Origin of the sequence: Halorubrum alkaliphilum, assembly GCF_017873815.1 — an archaeon.
GTDB classification, from domain to species: Archaea; Halobacteriota; Halobacteria; order Halobacteriales; family Haloferacaceae; genus Halorubrum; species Halorubrum alkaliphilum.
On the sequence record NZ_JAGGKQ010000007.1, the window covers coordinates 77,150 to 97,297 of the forward strand.

Below are 20,148 nucleotides of genomic sequence, written 5' to 3' on the forward strand. Positions count from 1 at the left end.
GTATCCACGTGACGATACCCGATCGGTTCCCCGCGGTCCTCGGCGCGACGGCGATGGGGGCGTACCTCCTGCTCGTCGTCGGGGCGACGACCTCGCTGGCGGACGCCGCGGCGGCCTGTACCGGCTGGCCCGCCTGTGGCAACGGCTACGCGCTCCCGACTGCGCGTGCCGGCTGGGTCGCCTTGGGCCACCGCCTTCTCGCGGCGGTCGTCGGCGCGTCTATCGCGGCGTCCGCGCTGCTCGCGTGGCGCGAGAACGCGGCCCGCCGGGTCCGTGCCGCGCTCGCGTTCGCCCTCCTCCTCTACCCGGTCCAGATCGGACTGGGTGCGCTCGTCGCCCTCGGCGGCACGTCGACGCCCGTGATCGCCTCTGTTCCCCTCCCTGCTGTCCATCTCGGGATCGGCGTGGCGATATTCGGCGGCGTTCTCGCCGCGCTCGCGTGGTGGCTGGAGGCCGCGACCGGCGACGACGACGACGTCCCGATCGATTTCGAGCCCGGTACCGACGACCTCCCGCCCGTCGAGGAGACTCCGTCGCCGACGGTGCCGACCGCGACGATCCCGCGCTTGAAGGCGACCGCCGCGGCGTATTTCCGGCTGATGAAGCCACGATTGATGTGGCTGCTCTGTCTCGTCGCCGCCGCCGCGATGGCGCTGGCCGGCGGCGCGGGCTTCACCCCGTACACGGTCGCCGCGACGCTCGTCGGCGGCGCGCTCGCCATCGGCGCGTCAGGGACGTTCAACCACGTGCTCGAACGCGACGTCGACAAGCGGATGCAACGCACAAACGACCGCCCGCTGGCGACCGACCTCGTTCCAGTCCCGCACGCGTTAGCGTTTGGAGGACTCCTGGCTGCGGTTTCGCTCGGACTGTTCTGGAGCGTGAACGCGTTGACGGCGTTCCTCGGGCTGGTCGCGATCCTGTTTTACAGTGTCGTGTACACCCTGATACTGAAGCCGAACACCGTCCAGAACACCGTTCTCGGCGGGGCTGCGGGCGCGCTCCCGGCGCTCATCGGCTGGGCGGCCGTGACGGGAACGATCGGCGGCGGCGGGCTGTTGCTCGCAACGGTCATCTTCCTGTGGACGCCAGCCCACTTTTATAACCTCGCGTTGGCGTACAGAGACGACTACGAGCGCGGCGGGTTCCCGATGATGCCCGTCGTTCACGGCGAGACGGCGACGCGCCGACACATCGTCTGGTATCTCGGCGCGACGCTCGTCGCCGCCGCGGTGCTCGCGCTCGTCGCGGAGCCACTGGGCGGACTGTACGCGGCCGTCGGCGTCGCGCTCGGCGGGGTGTTCCTGTGGGCGGTGATCCGGCTCCACTACGAGCGGACTGAGGCGGCGGCGTTCCGGGCGTTCCACGCGTCGAACGCCTATCTCGGCCTGCTGTTGTTCGCCGTCGTCCTCGACGCGCTGGTCGTCGTATGACCGCGAGCTGGACGGAGGTCGGCGGGACTGACCTCGTCGGCCGGCTCCAGGCGGCGCTTCCGTCCGCGCGGACCGCCGGCGTGCTCGCGCTGATCGGCAACTTCCAGCTGCTCGCGGTCGTCCTGTACTACGCGTTTCTCGGCTCGTTCCCGTCGACTCCGAGATACGTCTTTTACGGGCTCGTGTGGGTCAACGTGGGCGCGTACGTCCTGTATGCCGTGCCGCTGCCCGCCGGATACAACTTCCCGACCCGTCGTCGCGCGCTGGCGATCGCGACCGCCTACTTCGGGCTGTTAGCCTTCTTCGCCGGGCTGGTTGCGACCGGTGTTCCGGAGCGCGCGGTCGACGCCCGAATCGCGTGGCTTCCACTAGGCTGGGGGCCCGCGGTCGTCTACGCGAGCGAGTACCTGACGCTGGTGTTGGTGCCTGCTTACCTGATCGGCTACGCCGCGCTTGCGAAGCTCGTATACATCACCGTGTTGGAGGCGTCCGGATCGGTCGTCGCCGGCGTCGTCGGACTGCTCTCGTGTGTCTCTTGTACGTTTCCGATCATCGCGATGGTCGCTTCGGCCGTGTTCGGCGGAAGTGGGATTCTCGCGGCGACCACCCTCGACGTTTCCTACGGACTCTCGACAGCCGTGTTTCTGATCACAGTCGGACTGTTGTACTGGCGGCCGGGATTCCGGTCGTGAGAGTGTCGCCAGCGTCTCTTGGTTCAGCCACCTCTCCCGGCTGTCAATAGCTGGCTACTCTCCCGAGTCGGGTGTTTGGATGGTCGGAAGACTCCAGTTGTAGGTAACTGCCGCTATTCGTGTTATGACGACGACTCCCGCACACATCCCGGCAGCGATCCCTTCAGCAACTCCCACGCTCCCGGCGAGCCAGTACGCGACCCCGCCGAGAACTGCGCAACTCGCATAGAAGTCCTCGAAGAGAATAAACGGCGATCGGTCAAGCAGAATGTCGGCAAATGCGCCTCCCCCGACGGCGTTTATTGTGCCGATAGCAACGATACCGAAGACGGACACTCCTGCCTCGGTGGCCACGATTACGCCTGTCGTCGTGAACGCTGCCAAGCCGATAGCGTCCGAAAGAACCGTAATGGGATGTGTATCCGGCGTCGACAGAACGACACTCAGGGCGATGGCTAACCCGACACCGAGCAGCCCGAGAGCAATCTCGGTGGGTGCCTGAAGCGCGAGCGGAGTTCGCGTCACGAGCAGATCACGTGTTGCCCCGCCGGCGAACGCCATTGCCAATCCAACGATGGTGATTCCAAACAGATCGAACTCCTCACGGATCGCTTTTGCGGCGCCAACGAGCGCGAATGCGACCAGACCAATCGTATTCATCACAGCGAACGGATCACCAAATAAAAGCTGGATGATCTCCTGTCTCATTACAGTCGTTTTTGTGCGTTTCTCCTTGACTGCTGCGCACCAGTGGGTCCGGCACGACGCAGCCGAAAGCGGCCGTTCCAGTTCGTCCCCGCCCGTCCGCGAAATATCGGTTCCGCGAGGCTCCCTTTTAAGTCTCAGCGGGCCCGACATGTGGGAGTATGACACGAGTCGAGGTCGAGTACTGCGTACCGTGTGGCATGTTGAACCGCGCACAGGACGTCTCCGGAGCGGTCCTCGAACAGTTCGGCGAGGGCGTCGACGAAGTCGCCCTCGTCACCGGCGACGACGGCGTGTTTGTCGTCCGCGTCGACGACGAGGTCGTCTTCGACAAGACCGAAGACGAGTACGACGTGGACGCCATCGTCCGCGCCGTGAAACCCCACGTCGGCGCGGCGGCCTGACTGCGGCGAGACGGCCCGAAGACGGAGAAGGTTGGCCCTGTTGAACTCCGTAGCAAGTGATACTGTTCTTTCCTTGGGTCAGTACAGACGCAGTAGTGAGTGATGTCGGGAGTAGGTCTCGCAATACGTTGGAGTAGTTGTTTATAAGTGGGATAGTGGTGTTGCTGGCGGCTGTTTATAAGTAGATGGTGCTGTGGTGAGCGGCTCTACTTCTCCAGCTGTTCGTTTATAAGTGGTTGCTGGCGGATCGGCGGTGAACACTCCCAAAGCCCCAGCCGTGTGGGCGGCGTACGCTCGCTGTGCTCCTCACTCGGTCGCAGGCTCCCTCGTTGCGGTGTCGCCGGCGGCGGAGCCGCCGGCTGCCCGTGGCGCGGAGCGCCACGCTGCTTACATCGTCATCAGAACGCGTAGCGTTCTGATTGGCTCACGAGAGCTCCGCTCTCGTGAACGCCTACGCCGCCCACACGACTGCCCCTTTGAGTCCCGCCCCGCACAGCATCCGCACCTCACGCCTCCCCAGCCTCGCCGGAACGGCGCTTATAAGCGCCGTTCCGGGCTCCCTCGCACCGTCGGTTCGCGCCCTCAAAAGGGCGCGAACCGGGGCGCGCCACCGCATCGTTCATTTATAAGGGATCGTCGCAGCCGCTCACAGTCTTTTTAAAACGGTCACGTCGCTGCCGATGTGAGAGACTCACTCCCGGAACCGATCACTACGCGCTCTTCAACGAATGGTTGTTTCAGACTACAACGTATCTGACGAATTATATTTCAACAGAGCCAGAGACTGTTAATTCGCGTCGAACACCGCCCGCGCCGAGTTGCTCACGACGAGCAGGCTGCTCGCGCCCATCGCCAGCGCGGCCAGAAGCGGGTTCAACGCACCGGTGATCGCGAGCGGAATGGCGACCCCGTTGTACACGAACGCCCAGCCGAGGTTCTCTTTTAAGCGTCGGTTCGTTCCGGCGGTGATGTCGAACAGCTCGGGAATCGCCGACAGTCGATCCTCCAACAGGACGGCATCGGCCGCGTCGGCGGCCAGATCGGTTCCGCTCGCGATCGATATCCCGATGTCGGCCGCCGCGAGCGCGGGGGCGTCGTTGCTCCCGTCGCCGACCATCGCCACCTGCTCGGTCGCCCCCAGCCGCCGCACCGTCTCGGCTTTCGCCTCCGGGGGCACCTCCGCGAACACCTCGTCGATCGCGGGGTGCTCCTCGAAGCGCCGGGCGGCGGCGGTCGAGTCGCCGGTGAGTACGACCACCCGTTTCCCCCGCGCGTCGAGTTCCTCAACCAGAGTCTCCCACCCGTCCCGGACCGCGTCGCCGACGACAAGCACGCCGCGAACCGACCCGTTCCAGCCGACGTACACTGGAACGTGGCCCGCAGACTCGGCCTCCGTGCCCGCTGTGACCAGTCGGTCGGAAAGCGACCACGCCGCTCCCGCGAACAGCGACCGGTGACCGACGATAACCCGGTCGCCGCCCACCTGTCCCGCAACCCCTCGGTCGGTGACCGTCACATCGGCGACGCCGGGCACCTCGGCGACTCCGGACACATCGGCTCTCGACCCCTGCTGCGGGGTCGTTTCCGCCCGTTCGTCGACGCCGACGGCCGACTCCGTCCCGCCGTCGGTTGCGGTCTCTGACCCGGCGGTCGGGTCGACCGCGCCGACGATCGCGTCGGCGATCGGGTGTGCGGAGGCGCGTTCGAGTGTGGCCGCCCGTTCGAGAACGCGCTCCGTTGTGATCCCGTCGGCGGCCGTGGATCCGACGAGCCGCATCTCTCCGTCGGTGAGGGTGCCGGTCTTATCGAGTACGACGGTGTCGACATCGCCGGCCGACTCGAAAACCGCGTCTGAGACGACCACGATCCCGCGTCGAGCAGCGTCTCGGATCCCGGCCGCAATCGCGAGCGGAGTCGCGAGCCCGAGGGCACACGGACACGAGACGATGAGCACCGTGAGCGCGACGAGCGCGGCGGCCGTTGCCGATCCACCGGTCGCGAGCGTCGCGCCGCCGACGAGCACCGCGACGACGATCACAAGCGGGACGAAGATGGTCGCCAGTTTGTCGACGAGCCGCTGGATCCCCGACCGCGAACTCTGTATCTCCCAGAGGAGTCGGACGAGCGTGTCGAGCGTGCTCGTCGCCTCCTCGCCGACCGCGACGACGACCGGCGAGTCGGTGACGACGGTGCCGCCGCGGACCGCGTCGCCCTCGCGTTTCGTCGTCGGCAGCGACTCGCCGGTGACGAGCGCTTCGTCGACCGCGGCGGTTCCCTCCGCGACCGTCCCGTCGAACGGAACCCGCTCTCCCGGCCGAACGAGCAGCCGGTCTCCGGGCTCTATCGCCTCCGTGGGAACGGTCTCTCCCGACTCGCGTCTGGCGGTCGTCTCCGCCGCCGTCGTCAGCGCCGAGAGCGCTCCGGTCGCGCGCTCCTTGATTATCGCCTCGTAGTGGCCGCCCGCGGTGACGACGAGGATCACGGCGATGGTGACGTCGAAGTAGAGGTCAGTTCGACCGAGAAACATCGCGAGCGTGCTGTACGCGTAAGAGCTGACCGCCGCCAGCGACACTAACAGATCCATGTTCGGCTGCCCCGCCCGGAGGCTCACGTATGCTCCCCGGAGGATCGGGAACCCCGTATAAAAGAGGATGATCGAGGTAAACACCCAGATCTGAGTGAACAGGTAGAGCCCGGAGACACCGCCCAGATCGAGCAGCGGCTCGTAGCCGAAGTAGGTGGGATACAGAAAGATCACGTACCACAGCATCGCCATCATCCCGAAGAACCCGCCGCCGACGAGGAACCGGACCACATCGACGTCGTCGCCCTCGGGTGTCGGTTCCGCGCGGTCGCTCGCAGTGTAGCCCGCGACGGAGAGCGCGCTCGGCAACTCGTCGCGGTCGATCCGCTCGGGATCGTAGTCGACCCGGATCGTGTCCGTCGCGTAGCTCGCCTCCGCGGCCTCGACCCCGTTCCGTTTCCCGGCAGTCAGTTCGAGAAAGGACTCACAGGTCGCACAGTGCATTCCGTTCACGTGGAGGAAGGTCGTCTCGCCGTCGAACGACTCGCTTGGCTCCGTCCCCGGCCGTCGCTCGTCGAGATCCGCGGGGTCGTCGACGCCGTCGAGCGACCGGGCGACCGCGAGACAGCCCCGGCAGCAGAACTCGCCGTCGACGTCCGCGGCGGTGTGCGGGTCGTCCCCGTTTGGCAGGTCACAGAGGGTACAGTTCGACATGAGTGGGTGTCCGCGTTTCGCAGTTCGATGCCGGTCACGGTGTGAGCACCGTGGGTCGACTCCGCCGAATCAGACGCCGTCGTGAGGGTCGTCGCCGGTACTGCCGGATCGGAACCCTCCACCGGTGGCGACTCGGAGGCTCGCCCAGATGAGGAGGACGTTCACGCCGGCGATGACAACGAGTACGTCAGCGCGGGCGGCCGCATACGCGACGACGGGCACGAGAGCGCCCAACACGAGGAGTAACGCCCACTGTAACGGGAGTTGCATACTGGTACACGGTCACCTGATGTCATAGATAGCGGCAAGATTCTTATTACTTGGGAATGGTTCGACGGTATATGAAAGGGGGTATTCAACAGCTACCATGAGCCGAACCGAGACCGCAGAAACCGTCGTCGACGACGGTGGCGAAGAGGAGTTCGATCCGATCGGAACCTTGGCGCTCATCGGCGTCTACTTCGCGATCCTCGTGTTGGCGTGGATCTACGTCTACTACATCGAGTTCCTGAGCCGGGATCTCGTTATTGTGGGGTGATCACTGGATGCACATTCACGCCTACGAGAAGCTCTGGTTGGCGCTCTCGATCGTCCTGATACTGCTGCTCATTGGCTCCGTCACGTACGGAGCGGTCGGGCCGGGGATCGCGATGGTCTCCGACAGCGGCGGACAGATCGACGCGACCGCTCTCGACGAGGACGATCGGTTTGCCGACCCGCGCGTCGAGCAGGTCGGCGAGAACAGCTACGAGGTGTACGTCGTCGCGTTCCAGTACGGGTTCGACCCGGGAACTATCGATCCGATCGTCGTGCCGGAGAACAGCGAGGTCACCTTTTATATCACCTCTCCTGACGTGATCCACGGCTTCGAGGTCGTCGGAACGAACGCGAACACGATGGTCGTGCCCGGCGAGGTCGCCGAGATCACCGTTGAGGCGAACGAACCCCGTGAGTACGGGATCGTCTGTAACGAGTACTGCGGCGCGGGCCACCACGACATGGAGGGGACGATGGAGGTCGTCACCGAGGAGGAGTACGCCGAGTTGACCGAGGGAGGTGAGGACGCATGAGCGCCGAGCTCGAAACCGAGCCGACGTTCGTCGACAAGTTCCCGCAAGAGGCGAAGGTCGTCCGCGCCGCGTTCCTCGGCTCGTTCCTCGCGCTCACGCTGGGGGCCGCCTTCGGTATCGTCCAGACGCTCCACCGGACTGATATCCTCCGTGGACTCATCAGCTCCGGCGAGTATTACACGGTGCTTACGGCCCACGGCGTTTTCCTCGTCATCAGCTTCACCATCTTCTTCCTCGTCGGTCTGTTCACGTGGGCGGTCGTCCGGAGTCTTGACCGCCCTGTCGTCGATATCCGGATCACGTGGACGTGGTACCTCCTGATGTCAGCGGGGATCACGATGACCGGGATCGCGATCCTCGCCGGGTTCACTGACCGACTCGACATGAGCGCCGACGTGCTGTTCACGTTCTACGCCCCGCTTCAGGCGCATCCGCTCTTCTATGCTGGCCTCGTCGTGTTCATTATCGGAACGTGGCTCGCGGGCGCCGACTGGTTCCGCACGTGGCTCGCGTGGCGCGAGGAGAACCCGAACGAGCGGATCCCGCTCCAGACGTTCATGGTGTTGACGACGATGATCATGTGGTACATCGCGACGTCAGCGATCGCGGCCTCCGTGCTGGTCTTCCTGCTGCCGTGGTCGCTCGGGCTGATAGAGCAGATAAACCCGACCCTGACGCGAACGCTGTTCTGGTTCTTCGGCCATCCGGTCGTCTACTTCTGGCTGATGCCCGCGTACCTGCTGTGGTACACCGTCCTCCCGAAGATCGCCGGCGGACGGCTGTTCAGCGATCCGCTCGCGCGGGTCGTGTTCGTGTTGTTCCTGCTGCTCTCGACGCCCGTCGGGATCCACCACCAGTACCTCGACCCCGGCATCGCGGAGGGGTTCAAGTTCATCTCGATGACGAACACGATGTTCCTGTTGCTGCCCAGCCTGCTCACCGCGTTTACCGTCGTCGCGAGCGTCGAATACGGCGCACGCCAGCGGGGTGGGACCGGGCTCTTCGGCTGGCTCACGTCGTTGCCGTGGCGCGACCCCGCGTTCACCGGCATGATGCTTGCGGGCCTGATGTTCGCGGCCGGCGGCTTCTCCGGGATGGTGAACGCCGGGCTCAACATCAACTACATGATCCACAACACGATGTGGGTGCCCGGCCACTTCCATCTCACCGTCGGCACCGCGGTCGCGCTCACGTTCATGGCGGGGACGTACTGGATCTGGCCGCAGATATCGAACAAGCCGATCTACAGCAAGGCGATCGGGCTGTTCCAAGTCGTCCTCTGGTTCATCGGGATGGCGCTCATGTCGAACGCGATGCACGCGCAGGGGCTCCTCGGAGTCCCCCGTCGGACCGCCGAGCCGGAGTACTCCGGCTTCGACTACCCGATTGGTTTCGGGGGCGTGGAGGAGCTCAACGTTCAGATCGCCATCGGCGGGACGCTGCTTTTCGTCTCGACCATCCTCTTCATCGGCAACGTCGTGTTGACGATGGGGAACCCGAAAGTGTCCGGGCTGGCGGAGCCGCTGCCGCCCGCGCTCTCGGGTCCCGAGGACGCGCCGAAAGTCCTCGATAACCTGCGGCTCTGGGTGGGAATCGCGATCGTCCTCGTCGTACTCGCGTACGCACTCCCGCTGGCCGCGATCATCGACAACGGCGGACTGTTCGGCCCCGGCGTCGGGACGTATCCGCAGTGGATCGGCGCACCGCTCGTCGCGTTCGCGGACGCGGTCGCTCCGATAGCGGGAGCGATCGCCGACGCCGCGACACCGGTCTCAGGGGTGATCCGATGACCGTAGACATCACTCGCGGGGGGCTCTACGTCGCGCTCGCCGTCTTCGGCGTGATCCTCTATGAACTCCGGACCGTGTTGGATTTCGTCGGCGTCGAACTTCCGCTCATCCCGTACATGATCGGCGTGTTCGCACTTGCGGGCCTCGTCATCGCCGTCATCCAACTCAAAGGGGGGTGGCGGGAAGCGGACGAGACGGGATCGAACGGGACCGACCCGAACGACCCGGTCTGATCCGATCATGGCGACCGATCTCGGTACCGTCGACGGCCTGCCCGCCCGGTTCCACGGCGTCCGAGGTGCGGTGTATCGCGGCGTACTGGCGGGAACGCTCGTCGCGCTCGCGTACCTCGTCGTCCTCGCGGCGTACCTCTCGGTGACGAGCACCGACGTGATCGACGTAGGGCGGGCGGGCTACCCGCTCGTCTGGTTCGTGACCGGGGCGGGGGCGCTGGCGGCGATCACGGCGGTCGACGGGCGCGCGTCGAGCGGTCGACGGCGAACGTCCCCGTGGGCGGTCGGGGTCGCCGTCGGCTACGTTCTGCTGCTCGCGGCGGTCAGCGGGCTCGTCACGCTGGACGCGGCCGGGTTCGGCGGCTCCGTGACCGGCGCGCTTCCCGGCTGGGGACCCGTCGTCCTCGCCGACCTCGGGATCGTCGGGCTCGCTATCGTCCCGTTCCAGTCGGTCGGCTACGTCGTCCTCGGCGTGTTGCTCGCGAGAGCGCTCACCGTCCGATCCGGGTCACTGGCGGCGGGCGTCGTCGGGCTGTTCAGCTGTGCGGGCTGTCTGCTGCCGATCGTCGCGGCTGCCGCGTCGGCCGTCGGCGTACCGCTGTTCGAGGGCGTCGGCTCCTACCGACTGTCGACGGTCGCGTTCGTGAGTGCCGCGCTCCTGCTTGTCGGCGTGATCGTTCGCGGAGCGGGCAGCTGCCGGCGGTGAGATCGGTGTTCGTGGTGTCGTCGTTCAGTTATAAACAACCGTGCGGCCGACGGGCGGCTCTTGACTACTCTCGGTCGGCGAACGCCTCGACGACCGTTTCGATGTCGTCGGCGACGCGATCGTGATCGAGGTTCTCGCCGCGGTAGGCGCGCTCAACGACCCCGTCGGGGTTGACGAGCGTCGTGAGCACGACGTGGGTGAAGTCGTAGCCGGGGAGCCGATCGCTCCCGGTGTCGCGCTCAAACTCGAGTCCGAACTCCTCGGTGACGACGCGGTTCGCCTCGTCGGGGTCCTCGGGCCGGAGGTAGTGCCAGTTACCCGCCTCGAGGTCGACGCCGTAGATGTCGGCGTTCTCACGGAGCGCGTCGGCGTCGTCACGGTCGGGATCGAACGTGATCGGGAGGAATGCGGTCTTCTCGGTCAGCCCTCGTTCGGCGACGAGCTCCTGGACCGCACTGAGCCGACCCATGAGGATCCCGCACTCCGCCGGACACGAGGCGAAAAAGGTAGTGTACACCGCGGTTCGGTCGAGATCCTCCGTGTCGACGGTGATCCCCCCGACCGGGTCCGGAAGCGAGATCGTCGGCATCGACTGCCCGTAGGCGGGGTACGAGAGCGCGTCGCTCTCGGCGATCTGGTCCGCTTGTGGGCCGAGGACGACCCCCTCGGGCCCGTCCTCGAACAGCCGGGTGAGACACCCTGCCGTCCCCGCAGTCACGGCGGCGGCACCGCCGAGCAGCGCACGTCGGTTCATACCTGATCTCGGCACGCGATCGGAATAACCCGTCTGGTACGATCGACTGACGAGCCGCGGCGGGGAGTGCCGTGACCGCTCGGACGTTCGTCCCCTTCAGATCGGGGAGTAGTAGGGGATCGGCGGATGCGGCAGGGGGACGCCGAGCGCCGCGAGCCCGTGCTGGAGGGGGACATACCCGAGGACGACGTAGACGACCCCCAGCACCCGGTGAAAACGGAGCCTGGTCTCGCGGCTCACGGACGCAAAGAGGGTTCCCGTGAGGAACATCGCCGGAATCGTTCCGATCCCGAGCGCGGCGAGCGCGACCGCACCGCCGAGGGGATCGCCTTGGACGAACGCGTAGAGGAACGCGGGGTACAGGAGCGGACACGGCAACAGCCCGTGGGCTGCCCCGAGCCCGGCGATCCGGACATCTCCCACCCACGCGTCGACACGTGGAACGATCCGTCCGGTGACGGCCGTCGAGAGCCGGCCGAGTCCGGGGACGGTCGTGGACGGGAACTCAAGTCGCACCGCGTACCGAACTCCGATCGCGACGATAACCGCGCCGACGACGATCCCGGCTACGGCGTGGATGTCGCGCGCGACGGTCGTCGCCGTCCGGCCCGTAACGAACGCGAGGCTACCGGCGAGACCGAACAGCCCACCGATGGCGGTGTAGCTCGCCGTCCGCCCGAGATTAAAGAGAGCGTGTTGGCGAACCTGCCCGACCGTGAGATGATCCTCACGCCGACCCGACTCGCGCATCCGATCGGCATAGGTCGTCACGAGCGGGCCGCACATCCCGATACAGTGGGCACCGCCCAACAGTCCGATGAGGAGGAAGACGACGAGGCTCAACGGTTCGGACGCGTAGATGCTGCCGGACGGCTCGCAGGTCTCGACCGTCACGCAGACCGACCTCGTCGCGTCGGCGCGTTCGCGTTACGGGGTCCGAGTGTCTCCACGCGCCATGGTTCGATCCACGCCCGATTAACGCGTCTGGTGCGATCCTCTCGCGACCGTGTCGGGCGCGGACCCACCGACTCCGATCCAAGTCGACCGTGGTGGTTATCGCGGCGGGGCTCCTCCGTGCTCGTATGGAACGAACCCGGGTCATGGTAGCGTGTGACGACTGCTCGTTCGAGTCGACACACGCGAAGCTCCGGTCGGCCCGCACGACGCTGGACGACCACCGGAGCGAGACGGGTCACGCGGTCGACTGGCGGATCGAGTCGCTCTCGGGCGGCGTCGAGCGTGCCGGCGCGGCCGCCGGTGTGTGCGGAGTCCCGGGACTAGTCGACGAGGACTCCCCGCTGCTTCGACCGGACCGCTCCCGATCGGACCGCGCGGAGCCGCCGTACCCGGCCGCTCCGAAGCGTTCGGACGGGTCAGAGCACGAGGCCGATCTGGACCGCGCCGGCGACGACGAGGACCGCGCCGGCGACTCGCGTTAGCGACCGGGAGTGGCCGACGAGTCGCTTCACGCCGGCGTCGCGGCCGAGCGCAACGAGGACGGTCGTCGCGAGCAGCAGCGCGGCGAACGTCCCCGCGAGCGCGCCGAAGGAAGCGATCGCGGTCGTCGTCGGCAGCGAGAGCGACTGAACGGCGACAGCGATCACGATCGGGGAGACGCAGCCGGCCGCCGCGAGCGCGTACATCGCCCCGAACGCCCCGAATCCGGCGATACTCGTCCGACGACGCGGAAGCGGGACGTGTGTGTCGAGATCGAGGCCCGCAAGCGTCATGGTTCCGAGAAGCACCAACGCAACGCCGACGCCGCCCTCGAGAAACGGGAGCGTCGTCCGGAGCAGGTCACCGGCGAGCAGTGCCGCCCCCGCGATCACGGCGAACGTGGTGAACACACCGATGACGGCGGCTCCACCGCGGACGAGCGCCCCGGCGAGCGGCGGCCCGTTGCCGTCGGTCGCGGCGACGTAGTAGCCGACGTAGCCCGGCAACAGCGCGTACGCACACGGGGAGAAGAAGGCAGCGACGCCGACGCCCGCGGCGAACGCAATCGACCCGCCCCCGGCTCCGAACCCGAACATTCCGACCACGCTCATGCCCGGTCGATCGCGTCGCGGAGGTCGTGTTCGGCCACCGCTCCCACGCCGGCGTACACGACCGCGTTCGAGCCGTCGAGGACGGCAGTGAAGGGGACGCTTGCGGCGTCGAGCGCGGTCGAGAGGATCAGGTCATCGTCGACGCCGACCGTCCATGTCCCGTCGTGTTCGCGCCACCAGTCGACGACGGTCTCGCGCTCGACGGTCACGTCGACGACCTCGACCGTGATCGAGACGAACGTCGCGTCGACGTCGCTCTCGACCGCCCGGAGCGTCTCCATGTAGCCCGCACAGACCTCACAGGTGGTCGCGAAGAACTCGAGTACCGTCGGGGACCCGCGCTTGGGGACCTCCTCGTGGCCCGCCTCGCTGCCCGGCGCATCGAACGTCTCGATCCGCGTCGTCGGGACGGTCGTGCGGTCGTTCGTGCCGTCCCGTTCGTCTCCGGCTCTTTCGTCCTCGACCGAGCCGTTCGAGGAGGAGCCGACCGCGTGGGGACAGCCGACCGCGACCCCGCCGGCGATGACTCCCGCTCCGGCGAGCCCGGCCAACAGGTCGCGTCGTCGCATATCGGATCCTCTCTTCCCCGCCGCCTTACCGCGTGTGGTACGATCGTCTCACGACTCCGTGGGTCGTCGCTGTCGACCACGGCGGGATCGGTTCCCGTAGGTCGTCGGAGTCGTGGGGTGGTGGGGTCGAGAGGTGGGAGTCGGGCGTATCCATTCAGCGACCGGTCGTTTCAGACAAGAACAGCTCTGAGGGACAGGATTCAGCGGAGCCGTGTCGGCGTGGTGTTTATCACCACCCGCACACGATAGTGTGTATGGAAAACAATACAGTTGAATCGGAGGCAGTCACGAACGCGTCCGCGGATCGGCCCGTCCCGCTCACAGACGCGGCGGAACTCGACGCGTTCGTCGGGGACGCCGACGCCGCCCTCGTCGAGTTCTACACCGACGGCTGCGGGATCTGTGCGAGCATGGAGGCCGTTCTCGGGAATATTGCGCACGAACTCGACGTTCTCGTTGGCCTGGTGAACCCGCGGGACGATCCGCCGCTCGTCGAGCGCTTCGACGTCCGGAGCGTGCCGCTTTTCGTCCTCTTCGTCGACGGTGAGCCCGTCGCACGTCGCGCAGAGGGGTTCATCCCCGGCGAGGATCTGAGCGAGTGGGTCCTCGAACACGCCGGATAGCGACGAGTTCTCCTCCATCGGAAGCGACTCCGTACCCTCACATCCGCGTCTCGTATCGATCACGAACGTCCTCGATAGTATTGATAGAAAAGCACAATTCTTAAAATACTGTAGGTAGTATCGGTTCGTATGGGAACGCAGACCTACACCGCGAATCGATTCGACTACGACTGGGACTACTCCTCGCGAGTGTCGCTCCTGTTCGGGATATTCACTTCGGTCGCGGTGGTCGGCTGGCTCGTGAGCGTGATGTTGACCTCGATCCACCTGTTCGCGCTGCCGTCGGTGCCGGCCGACGCGCCGGTCGCGGGCAGCATCGAGGTGATCACGAGCCAGTGGGCGTACGTGTTCGGCGTCCCGCTGGCGACGCTCGGTGCCTTGTATTACCTGACGACCATCGCGATGGCGCTGTGGTGGTTCGACACTCGGCACCCGCTGATCATCAAGATCCTGACGCCGATCACGGCGAGCGGGGTGGCGTTTTCGGCGTACTTCGTCTACCTCCAACTGTTCGTCATCGGTGAGATCTGTCCGTTCTGTATGGTCTCGGCGGCCGCAACCGTGATCCTCTTCGGTCTGGAGTTGGCGGCGCTTTCGAGCAGCGACACGCCGGGGCTCTCCGAGATGAGCGGCGACCTCGGCGGCGTCCTCGGTGGAACGACTCTCGCGCTCGTCGTCTTCCCGGTCCTGATGGGGGTGGCGACGATCGTCGGGCTGTTCGCCGTCCCGATGCTTCCGCTGCCCGAAATGATCCCCTTCGCGTGATGGGGGCCTGAACGTCGTCCGAGCGCCGCCCGGACGACGTCGTTGCCGACGACGCCCACGAAACCGATCCGAAACGCGAGCGCTTTTCGCGTCCGGTTCCCTTGATCCGGACGTAGTGCTCGATGATTCCTCCACTCACACTCGTTGACGTCGGCAGCGTTCTCGACGGGGCGTCGGGATTCATTGCCTACCCGCTGGTGTTCTTGCTCGCGATGATCCCCCTGATCGAGCCGTTCGTCGTGATCCCCGTGGCGATCGGCCTCGGCTTCGACCCGGTGCTCACCGGACTCGCGGCGTTCGGCGGAAGCGTCACCGCCGTCGTCGCCATCGTTCTCGCGGGACACCGCCTCCGCGCGTGGTGGACGAACCGGTCGGGATCGACGCCGGACGACCCCGCCGAGAGCGACGAAGATTCGACCGCGGACGACTCCGATGACGGATCGAGCGGTCGATACGAGCGCGCGCGGCGGGTCGGCGAGCGCTACGGGCTCGTCGGTCTCGCGCTCGCCGGGCCCCCGCTGGCCGGACTCCACCTCATGGCGGTCGTCGGAGCCGCGATCGGCCCCGACGATCGGTCGACAATCGGCTGGCTCACGGCCGGACTCGCCGTTTGGACGGCTCTCCTCGTCGCCGGCTCCGTCGCGGGCCTCTCCGCGCTCGAATCGGTGTTCGTCGGCTGACTCGTTTCACCCCATTCGGTAGCCGTCCAGACGGTCGAGCGCGACGGACGCGGAGACGACCCCCACGCCGACCGCGACGACGGCGGCGGTCCCGGACCCAACCACCCCGATGGCGAGTCGACTGACGCCGAACCACTCCGCCAGCGCGCCGCCGACGAACCCCGAGTGTGCGAGCAGCGTCGGCAGCGAGACGACGGCGACGACGACCGAGTAGACCGCGAAGGCGATGGTGCTCGGGACGACCGCCTTCGTGCTTCGGGAGACGCTGACCGCCTCGAACCGCGGGAACGCGACCCCGATCCCCGTCGCGATCGCGCCGGTCGCGACCGAGAGAACGACGGCCGAGAGTGCGAGACTCGCGACCATCGGTAGCGAGTGCGGGCTCGCCACCCCCGTCACCACGGTCGCCACAACGGTGAGCGGCGCGACGAGCAGCGCGCCCGCGATGACGTGTCCGACGACGAGCGATCGTCCCCCGTCCGCCGCCAGCAACGTCGACGGCAACACGGCCCCCTCGTGCCCGAGGACGTTCAACGCGAACAGCGAGCCGGCGATCCACGCGCCACACAGGAGAAGCCACAACGGAAGCCCCGTCCCGATCGATCCGGTCTGGACCGCCGTCGTGATGGGCCCGGCGAGCACGATGAGCGGGTACAGCGCGAACGACAGCGACAGCGGTGACCGGCGAGCGCGCTTCCAGTCGGCGGCCACGACGCCGAGGACGGGCGCGGGGAGCAGCCCCGACAGCCGGGACGACCGTCCGGTTTCGGTCTCCCGCTCGACCGAGTGATCGATGTGAACTCCGTCGGCGTACCAGAGCCACGCCGCGAGTCGGTGGATCGCTGGGACGGCGACGACGACGAAGCCGCCGACGAACGCCACGGCTCCAACCGCCCGGAGCGGCGACGCGCCGACGCCGAGCCCAAGGACGGCGAGGTCGCCGAGCCATCCCAGCGGCGTGGGCGCGAAAACCCGGTACAGCGGGTCGAGTACGGAGACGAACGCGCCCGTGAACGCCACCCAGAAGTAGGCGACGCCGAGGAGGACGAAAAAGAGCGTCCGGAGGCGGGTGAGAAGCACCGAGCGAACCCCCGTGTTTCGCACCGCGAGCGCGAGCAGGAATCCGCCGAGGAGCCCCGTGGTGAGGATACAGACGAGCGTCGCACCGACGAACGGAACCATGAAAGGTGATCCGGCACCGATCCCGAACGCGACCGCGGCGGCGACCCCGGCCGTGAGGACGAACGCGGCCCATAAGAGCAGTTCCGCGAGCGCGAGCCCCCCGATCACCTCCCGGTGGGAAACGGTCGTCAGGAGTCCGTCGACGTTGTCCGGGCGGAGCGCGACCGCGTACGCCCGATATCCGCCGAAACCGACGACGAAGATCCACGCGTATACGGCGACCATCCCCGCCACGTCGAGAACGGTGTCCGCCTCCGATTCGGCGGCGACACCACCGAGGAGGTACGCGCCGAACACCCCAGCGAGGGAGAACGGAAGCAGGAGGAGCCCGACGAACGCGAACGCCAGCATCTGGGCGGTGTTGTCCCGGATCGAGCGCCACCGACGCCGGAGCTCGGTCCCAGCGATGAGCACGACGTGGGCACGACTCACCCCCGTCATTCGTCGCTCACACCCATCATTCGTCGCTCACACCCGTCATTCGTCGCTCACGCTCGACTCGTCGCCCGCGAGCCTCACGTCGTCGCGGTCGGCGGTCACCGAGAGGAACACGTCTTCGAGCGTCGTCCCCTCCTCCGCGGCCATACGCGCCGTGAGTTCGGCGGGAGCGCCCTCGGTGACGAGGTCGCCCTCGTAGAGCACGCCGACGACGTCGGCGAGCTCCTCGACGACCGGGAGGATGTGCGTCGAGAGGAACACCGTCTGCCCCTCCTCGGTCAACTCGGCGATCACGTCGAGGACGGTCCGGGCCGCCCGCGGGTCGAGCCCGCTCGTCGGCTCGTCGAGGAACACCACGTCGGGTCGGTGAAGGAGCGCCTGTATCAACCCGATCTTTCCCCGCATTCCCTTCGAGTAGTCGTCGATCCGCTTGTTCGCGTCGCCCGCGAGGTCGAACCGGTCGAGCCAGTCGTCGATCCGATCGGTCATCTCCTCGCGCGGGAGATTCCGCAGTCGGCCGAAGTACTCCAGCTGCTCGCGCCCGGTGAGCTCGTCGAACACCGGCGGCTCCTCGGGGAGATAGCCGATCGAAGACCGGATCGCGTCGCGGTCGGAGACGGGGTTCCCCTCGATCCACGCCTCCCCGTCGGTCGGCCGCGTCAGCGACGTCAACATCCGCATCGTGGTCGTCTTCCCGGCCCCGTTCGGGCCGAGAAAGCCGTACACCGTGCCGGACTCGACCGTGAGATCGAGCCCCTCAACGGCGGTGTCGTCGCCGAAGCGCTTCGTGAGGTCGCGGGCCTCGATGGCGTGAGGGTGCTCGGGCGGACTCCGGGGCGCGTCCATCATCGACTGATCTCCGCGGATCCCGCCCCGAACCCGTCCACCGGACCACTCGCGGCGGTCGCCTCTCGGCTCCCCACACCGACGAGTTCGCGGTAGAAGACGACCGAGAAGGCGAGGAAGAACGCGCCGAACAGCGTGGTTCCGACCACGACCCCGCCCGATCCGAGCACCGCGGGAACGAGGTCGGGGAGGGGGGCTGGCTCACCCGGGGCGGGGGCGGTGGGGAACACGAGGGAGATCACGAACGCGTACCCGCCGCCGAGAACGCCGCCGAAAACGAGCGAGACGAGGGCGTACCCCGCGATCGCCGTGAGGTTCCCCCGGACGACGTTCACGCTCCGTACGAGGCCGGACACCGCGCCCTCGCCCTCGATGACGATGGCGTGCGCGTAGAAGTGGACGGCGAACAGCGCGATGAGGAACGCGAGTCCGACGAGCGCGAGCGCCCCGACACCGGCGACGAGCAGGGGAGTACCTCCGCCCGCAACCCCGAAGGCAACGGCACCGACGACGACTGCGAGCACGACTGCGATCACGACCGCGAGCGTAACGCCGGTGATGAACAGGTACGCGATCAGCACGCTAACGTAGTTCTCGCGCGCGTGTCGCCGGAAGCGACCGATCGAGGTCCGCTCACCGCTCGCGGCCTCGTTCGTCATCCCGATGACAGCCGCATAGATCGCGGGCGTGACGAACAACAGCACCCCGGCGAACAGCACCGACACAACCGCCGAAACGATCGGGTCGAGCGAGTCGAAGAACAGTTGCGGAGTCTGGAGGACCGCAAGCAGCGCGAACGGAGCGAGTATCACGGGGTTCTCCCGGAGGATACCCGGGGCTTGGCGGAGGGACTGGAGGACGACCATGCCGGCCGTACTCGACGGGAGTATTTATAAATAGCCGCCTCCGGTAGGGTCCCTCTCTCGGGGGTTTTCAACCGGCATCCGTCGACCGTCGTCTCGGGTTCTATCTTTCTCTGCCCGCTCGTTCCGTCCCGTTCCCCCCGTACGCCTCATCGGATCGGTTCGCTGGCGACGCCGTCGATCCGGTCGAAATAGCCGCCGAACGACTCCGAAACGAGCGCCGACGCATCCCCGAGATGGCGTCTCGCGTCCTCGAGGTGCTCGGTCGCGAGCCGGTCGAATCGGACTTCACCGCCGCCAAGTGCCCGGTACGGGTTCGATCCGTCCCGGCTCCACCCCGGGGCGTCGGCGTCGTGTCGGGGCTCGACCGCGGTCGGCCGATCACGACGCGGTGCGCTTCCCGGAGCGAGTCGCCGGCACGCGATCGACGCGCCGATCGACGCGCCGGCCGCCCGGAGAGGTTCGGATGCGTTCGGAGATCCACGAGCGAGGACGGCCGCGAGGTCGACGGCGAGTACGCCCGTCAGCGCTGGGGTCACGATCCCTACGGAGTCGAGGCCGTCGTCACCGTGTCGCGCGAGGACGTCGTCGCCGGTTCGGCCGTCCGCCCGGTCGTCGGTTCGGCCGTCCGCCTCGTCGTCCGTCCCGCGGTCGGATCGGAACGTACAGAACTGTTCGACCGTCGCCGAGGCCGTCCGGATCCCGCAGGATATCCGACGTGTCGATGCCGTTTCCCGGGCGATCCGGTCGAACGACGTCGAGAGAAATCGGTCCCCCGCCAGGATCGACGGCGGAGACGGTGCGACTCCGGGTTCTGTGTCGGCGTCCTCGTGGAGGGAAAGCTCCCGCGTGAGACCGTAGGCCCGGAAGAGTTCGACGGCGACCGCCGTGTCGACGGGGTCGGTCGACTCGTCGCCGTTCCTGCTTCCCTCGCGTTCGTGTGTCGTCAGGGCGCCATACGATCGGAGGAGCAGTTCGCCGTGTAGCGTCGCCGTCGGGAGATACCGGAGCCCGATCCGGCGGATGTCCGGATGGAACTCTCGGAGGGAACGGTCGAGTTCCTGATCGAGCGCCGTCTCGCCGACCGCTGTCTCGTGGTGGTCTCGCAT

The 20,148-nt window shown here is 67.0% G+C and carries 23 protein-coding genes; 12 read left to right on the plus strand and 11 right to left on the minus strand.

Annotated features, from left to right (window positions below):
• The first annotated feature begins 8 nt into the window (after window positions 1-8).
• Entirely contained in the window at window positions 9-1,433 is a 1,425-nt protein-coding gene (locus tag J2751_RS06780) for a heme o synthase (protein ID WP_209484430.1), read from the plus strand.
• Entirely contained in the window at window positions 1,430-2,125 is a 696-nt protein-coding gene (locus J2751_RS06785; protein ID WP_245202656.1) for a DUF7546 family protein, read from the plus strand. Before J2751_RS06780 ends, J2751_RS06785 begins: the two co-directional genes overlap by 4 nt.
• 54 nt (window positions 2,126-2,179) lie before the next feature.
• Here the strand turns inward: J2751_RS06785 and J2751_RS06790 are convergent, their stop codons facing one another.
• Window positions 2,180-2,833 (minus strand): trimeric intracellular cation channel family protein, encoded by a 654-nt coding sequence (locus tag J2751_RS06790; protein WP_209484432.1) that lies wholly within the window; start codon window positions 2,831-2,833, stop codon window positions 2,180-2,182.
• A 158-nt stretch (window positions 2,834-2,991) separates the two neighbouring features.
• On the opposite strand from J2751_RS06790, the gene J2751_RS06795 reads away from it, so the two are divergent.
• Window positions 2,992-3,234, plus strand: a complete 243-nt coding sequence (locus J2751_RS06795) for a SelT/SelW/SelH family protein (RefSeq protein ID WP_209484434.1) — start codon at window positions 2,992-2,994, stop codon at window positions 3,232-3,234.
• Window positions 3,235-4,021: 787 nt separating this feature from the next.
• Here J2751_RS06795 and J2751_RS06800 read toward each other — a convergent pair.
• Entirely contained in the window at window positions 4,022-6,472 is a 2,451-nt protein-coding gene (locus J2751_RS06800; protein ID WP_209484436.1) for a heavy metal translocating P-type ATPase, read from the minus strand.
• Window positions 6,473-6,541: 69 nt separating this feature from the next.
• Window positions 6,542-6,742, minus strand: coding sequence for a hypothetical protein (locus J2751_RS06805; RefSeq protein WP_209484439.1), 201 nt, complete (start codon window positions 6,740-6,742; stop codon window positions 6,542-6,544).
• A gap of 97 nt (window positions 6,743-6,839) precedes the next feature.
• On the opposite strand from J2751_RS06805, the gene J2751_RS06810 reads away from it, so the two are divergent.
• The 5 genes from J2751_RS06810 to J2751_RS06830 are packed head-to-tail and all read left to right on the plus strand — an operon-like array spanning window position 6,840 to window position 10,271.
• Complete coding sequence (locus J2751_RS06810) at window positions 6,840-7,010, plus strand: hypothetical protein (protein WP_209484441.1); 171 nt, start codon at window positions 6,840-6,842, stop codon at window positions 7,008-7,010.
• 7 nt (window positions 7,011-7,017) lie between these two features.
• Window positions 7,018-7,542 carry a cytochrome c oxidase subunit II gene (locus J2751_RS06815; RefSeq protein WP_209484443.1) on the plus strand — a complete coding sequence of 175 codons (525 nt, stop codon included), beginning with the start codon at window positions 7,018-7,020 and terminating at the stop codon, window positions 7,540-7,542.
• On the plus strand, window positions 7,539-9,332 hold the full coding sequence (locus J2751_RS06820) for a b(o/a)3-type cytochrome-c oxidase subunit 1 (protein ID WP_209484445.1): 1,794 nt from the start codon (window positions 7,539-7,541) through the stop codon (window positions 9,330-9,332). Before J2751_RS06815 ends, J2751_RS06820 begins: the two co-directional genes overlap by 4 nt.
• Window positions 9,329-9,565 carry a CbaC protein gene (locus J2751_RS06825; protein ID WP_209484447.1) on the plus strand — a complete coding sequence of 79 codons (237 nt, stop codon included), beginning with the start codon at window positions 9,329-9,331 and terminating at the stop codon, window positions 9,563-9,565. The genes J2751_RS06820 and J2751_RS06825 overlap by 4 nt, the downstream gene beginning before the upstream one ends.
• A gap of 7 nt (window positions 9,566-9,572) precedes the next feature.
• Window positions 9,573-10,271 (plus strand): DUF7546 family protein, encoded by a 699-nt coding sequence (locus J2751_RS06830; RefSeq protein WP_209484449.1) that lies wholly within the window; start codon window positions 9,573-9,575, stop codon window positions 10,269-10,271.
• A 64-nt stretch (window positions 10,272-10,335) separates the two neighbouring features.
• Here the strand turns inward: J2751_RS06830 and J2751_RS06835 are convergent, their stop codons facing one another.
• Both J2751_RS06835 and J2751_RS06840 read right to left on the minus strand, forming a co-directional pair.
• Window positions 10,336-11,025, minus strand: coding sequence for an SCO family protein (locus tag J2751_RS06835; RefSeq protein ID WP_209484451.1), 690 nt, complete (start codon window positions 11,023-11,025; stop codon window positions 10,336-10,338).
• 96 nt (window positions 11,026-11,121) lie between these two features.
• A complete protein-coding gene (locus J2751_RS06840; protein ID WP_209484453.1) occupies window positions 11,122-11,919 on the minus strand; it encodes a sulfite exporter TauE/SafE family protein in 798 nt (265 codons plus the stop codon).
• A gap of 188 nt (window positions 11,920-12,107) precedes the next feature.
• Here J2751_RS06840 and J2751_RS15770 point away from each other — a divergent pair, with 188 nt between their 5' ends.
• Window positions 12,108-12,464 (plus strand): DUF7542 family protein, encoded by a 357-nt coding sequence (locus J2751_RS15770; RefSeq protein WP_321168627.1) that lies wholly within the window; start codon window positions 12,108-12,110, stop codon window positions 12,462-12,464.
• On the opposite strand, the gene J2751_RS06850 is transcribed toward J2751_RS15770, so the two are convergent.
• Together J2751_RS06850 and J2751_RS06855 are read right to left on the minus strand one after the other, a co-directional pair.
• A complete protein-coding gene (locus tag J2751_RS06850; protein WP_209484454.1) occupies window positions 12,399-13,073 on the minus strand; it encodes a cytochrome c biogenesis protein CcdA in 675 nt (224 codons plus the stop codon). The two genes, J2751_RS15770 and J2751_RS06850, sit on opposite strands and share 66 nt — an antisense overlap.
• Window positions 13,070-13,642, minus strand: a complete 573-nt coding sequence (locus tag J2751_RS06855; protein WP_209484456.1) for a TlpA family protein disulfide reductase — start codon at window positions 13,640-13,642, stop codon at window positions 13,070-13,072. The genes J2751_RS06850 and J2751_RS06855 overlap by 4 nt, the downstream gene beginning before the upstream one ends.
• Before the next feature lie 254 nt (window positions 13,643-13,896).
• Between J2751_RS06855 and J2751_RS06860 the strand changes: the two genes are divergently transcribed.
• From J2751_RS06860 to J2751_RS06870, 3 genes are all read left to right on the plus strand, one after another.
• Window positions 13,897-14,265, plus strand: coding sequence for a thioredoxin family protein (locus tag J2751_RS06860; protein ID WP_209484457.1), 369 nt, complete (start codon window positions 13,897-13,899; stop codon window positions 14,263-14,265).
• A 129-nt stretch (window positions 14,266-14,394) separates the two neighbouring features.
• Entirely contained in the window at window positions 14,395-15,030 is a 636-nt protein-coding gene (locus J2751_RS06865; RefSeq protein ID WP_209484459.1) for a vitamin K epoxide reductase family protein, read from the plus strand.
• Between the two features lie 122 nt (window positions 15,031-15,152).
• Window positions 15,153-15,710 carry a small multi-drug export protein gene (locus J2751_RS06870; protein ID WP_209484461.1) on the plus strand — a complete coding sequence of 186 codons (558 nt, stop codon included), beginning with the start codon at window positions 15,153-15,155 and terminating at the stop codon, window positions 15,708-15,710.
• A gap of 6 nt (window positions 15,711-15,716) precedes the next feature.
• Here the strand turns inward: J2751_RS06870 and J2751_RS06875 are convergent, their stop codons facing one another.
• The 4 genes from J2751_RS06875 to J2751_RS06890 form a co-directional block, all read right to left on the minus strand.
• Entirely contained in the window at window positions 15,717-17,333 is a 1,617-nt protein-coding gene (locus J2751_RS06875; protein WP_209484463.1) for a hypothetical protein, read from the minus strand.
• Between the two features lie 36 nt (window positions 17,334-17,369).
• Complete coding sequence (locus J2751_RS06880; RefSeq protein WP_245202657.1) at window positions 17,370-18,179, minus strand: ABC transporter ATP-binding protein; 810 nt, start codon at window positions 18,177-18,179, stop codon at window positions 17,370-17,372.
• Window positions 18,176-19,042 (minus strand): DUF7847 domain-containing protein, encoded by an 867-nt coding sequence (locus J2751_RS06885; protein ID WP_209484465.1) that lies wholly within the window; start codon window positions 19,040-19,042, stop codon window positions 18,176-18,178. Before J2751_RS06885 ends, J2751_RS06880 begins: the two co-directional genes overlap by 4 nt.
• Before the next feature lie 146 nt (window positions 19,043-19,188).
• The gene (locus tag J2751_RS06890) at window positions 19,189-20,148 is read right to left on the minus strand and encodes a hypothetical protein (RefSeq protein ID WP_209484467.1); all 960 of its coding nucleotides are present in this window, start codon (window positions 20,146-20,148) and stop codon (window positions 19,189-19,191) included.

What these genes read in the sequence shown, in the direction of transcription:
- J2751_RS06785 (WP_245202656.1), top strand. Translation starts at nt 1,430, where the DNA reads ATGACCGCGAGCTGGACGGAGGTCGGCGGGACTGACCTCGTCGGCCGG.
- J2751_RS06790 (WP_209484432.1), bottom strand. Translation starts at nt 2,833, where the DNA reads ATGAGACAGGAGATCATCCAGCTTTTATTTGGTGATCCGTTCGCTGTG.
- J2751_RS06795 (WP_209484434.1), top strand. Translation starts at nt 2,992, where the DNA reads ATGACACGAGTCGAGGTCGAGTACTGCGTACCGTGTGGCATGTTGAAC.
- J2751_RS06800 (WP_209484436.1), bottom strand. Translation starts at nt 6,472, where the DNA reads ATGTCGAACTGTACCCTCTGTGACCTGCCAAACGGGGACGACCCGCAC.
- J2751_RS06805 (WP_209484439.1), bottom strand. Translation starts at nt 6,742, where the DNA reads ATGCAACTCCCGTTACAGTGGGCGTTACTCCTCGTGTTGGGCGCTCTC.
- J2751_RS06810 (WP_209484441.1), top strand. Translation starts at nt 6,840, where the DNA reads ATGAGCCGAACCGAGACCGCAGAAACCGTCGTCGACGACGGTGGCGAA.
- J2751_RS06815 (WP_209484443.1), top strand. Translation starts at nt 7,018, where the DNA reads ATGCACATTCACGCCTACGAGAAGCTCTGGTTGGCGCTCTCGATCGTC.
- J2751_RS06820 (WP_209484445.1), top strand. Translation starts at nt 7,539, where the DNA reads ATGAGCGCCGAGCTCGAAACCGAGCCGACGTTCGTCGACAAGTTCCCG.
- J2751_RS06825 (WP_209484447.1), top strand. Translation starts at nt 9,329, where the DNA reads ATGACCGTAGACATCACTCGCGGGGGGCTCTACGTCGCGCTCGCCGTC.
- J2751_RS06830 (WP_209484449.1), top strand. Translation starts at nt 9,573, where the DNA reads ATGGCGACCGATCTCGGTACCGTCGACGGCCTGCCCGCCCGGTTCCAC.
- J2751_RS06835 (WP_209484451.1), bottom strand. Translation starts at nt 11,025, where the DNA reads ATGAACCGACGTGCGCTGCTCGGCGGTGCCGCCGCCGTGACTGCGGGG.
- J2751_RS15770 (WP_321168627.1), top strand. Translation starts at nt 12,108, where the DNA reads ATGGAACGAACCCGGGTCATGGTAGCGTGTGACGACTGCTCGTTCGAG.
- J2751_RS06850 (WP_209484454.1), bottom strand. Translation starts at nt 13,073, where the DNA reads ATGAGCGTGGTCGGAATGTTCGGGTTCGGAGCCGGGGGCGGGTCGATT.
- J2751_RS06855 (WP_209484456.1), bottom strand. Translation starts at nt 13,642, where the DNA reads ATGCGACGACGCGACCTGTTGGCCGGGCTCGCCGGAGCGGGAGTCATC.
- J2751_RS06860 (WP_209484457.1), top strand. Translation starts at nt 13,897, where the DNA reads ATGGAAAACAATACAGTTGAATCGGAGGCAGTCACGAACGCGTCCGCG.
- J2751_RS06865 (WP_209484459.1), top strand. Translation starts at nt 14,395, where the DNA reads ATGGGAACGCAGACCTACACCGCGAATCGATTCGACTACGACTGGGAC.
- J2751_RS06870 (WP_209484461.1), top strand. Translation starts at nt 15,153, where the DNA reads ATGATTCCTCCACTCACACTCGTTGACGTCGGCAGCGTTCTCGACGGG.
- J2751_RS06875 (WP_209484463.1), bottom strand. Translation starts at nt 17,333, where the DNA reads ATGACGGGGGTGAGTCGTGCCCACGTCGTGCTCATCGCTGGGACCGAG.
- J2751_RS06880 (WP_245202657.1), bottom strand. Translation starts at nt 18,179, where the DNA reads ATGATGGACGCGCCCCGGAGTCCGCCCGAGCACCCTCACGCCATCGAG.
- J2751_RS06885 (WP_209484465.1), bottom strand. Translation starts at nt 19,042, where the DNA reads ATGGTCGTCCTCCAGTCCCTCCGCCAAGCCCCGGGTATCCTCCGGGAG.
- J2751_RS06890 (WP_209484467.1), bottom strand. Translation starts at nt 20,148, where the DNA reads ATGCGAGACCACCACGAGACAGCGGTCGGCGAGACGGCGCTCGATCAG.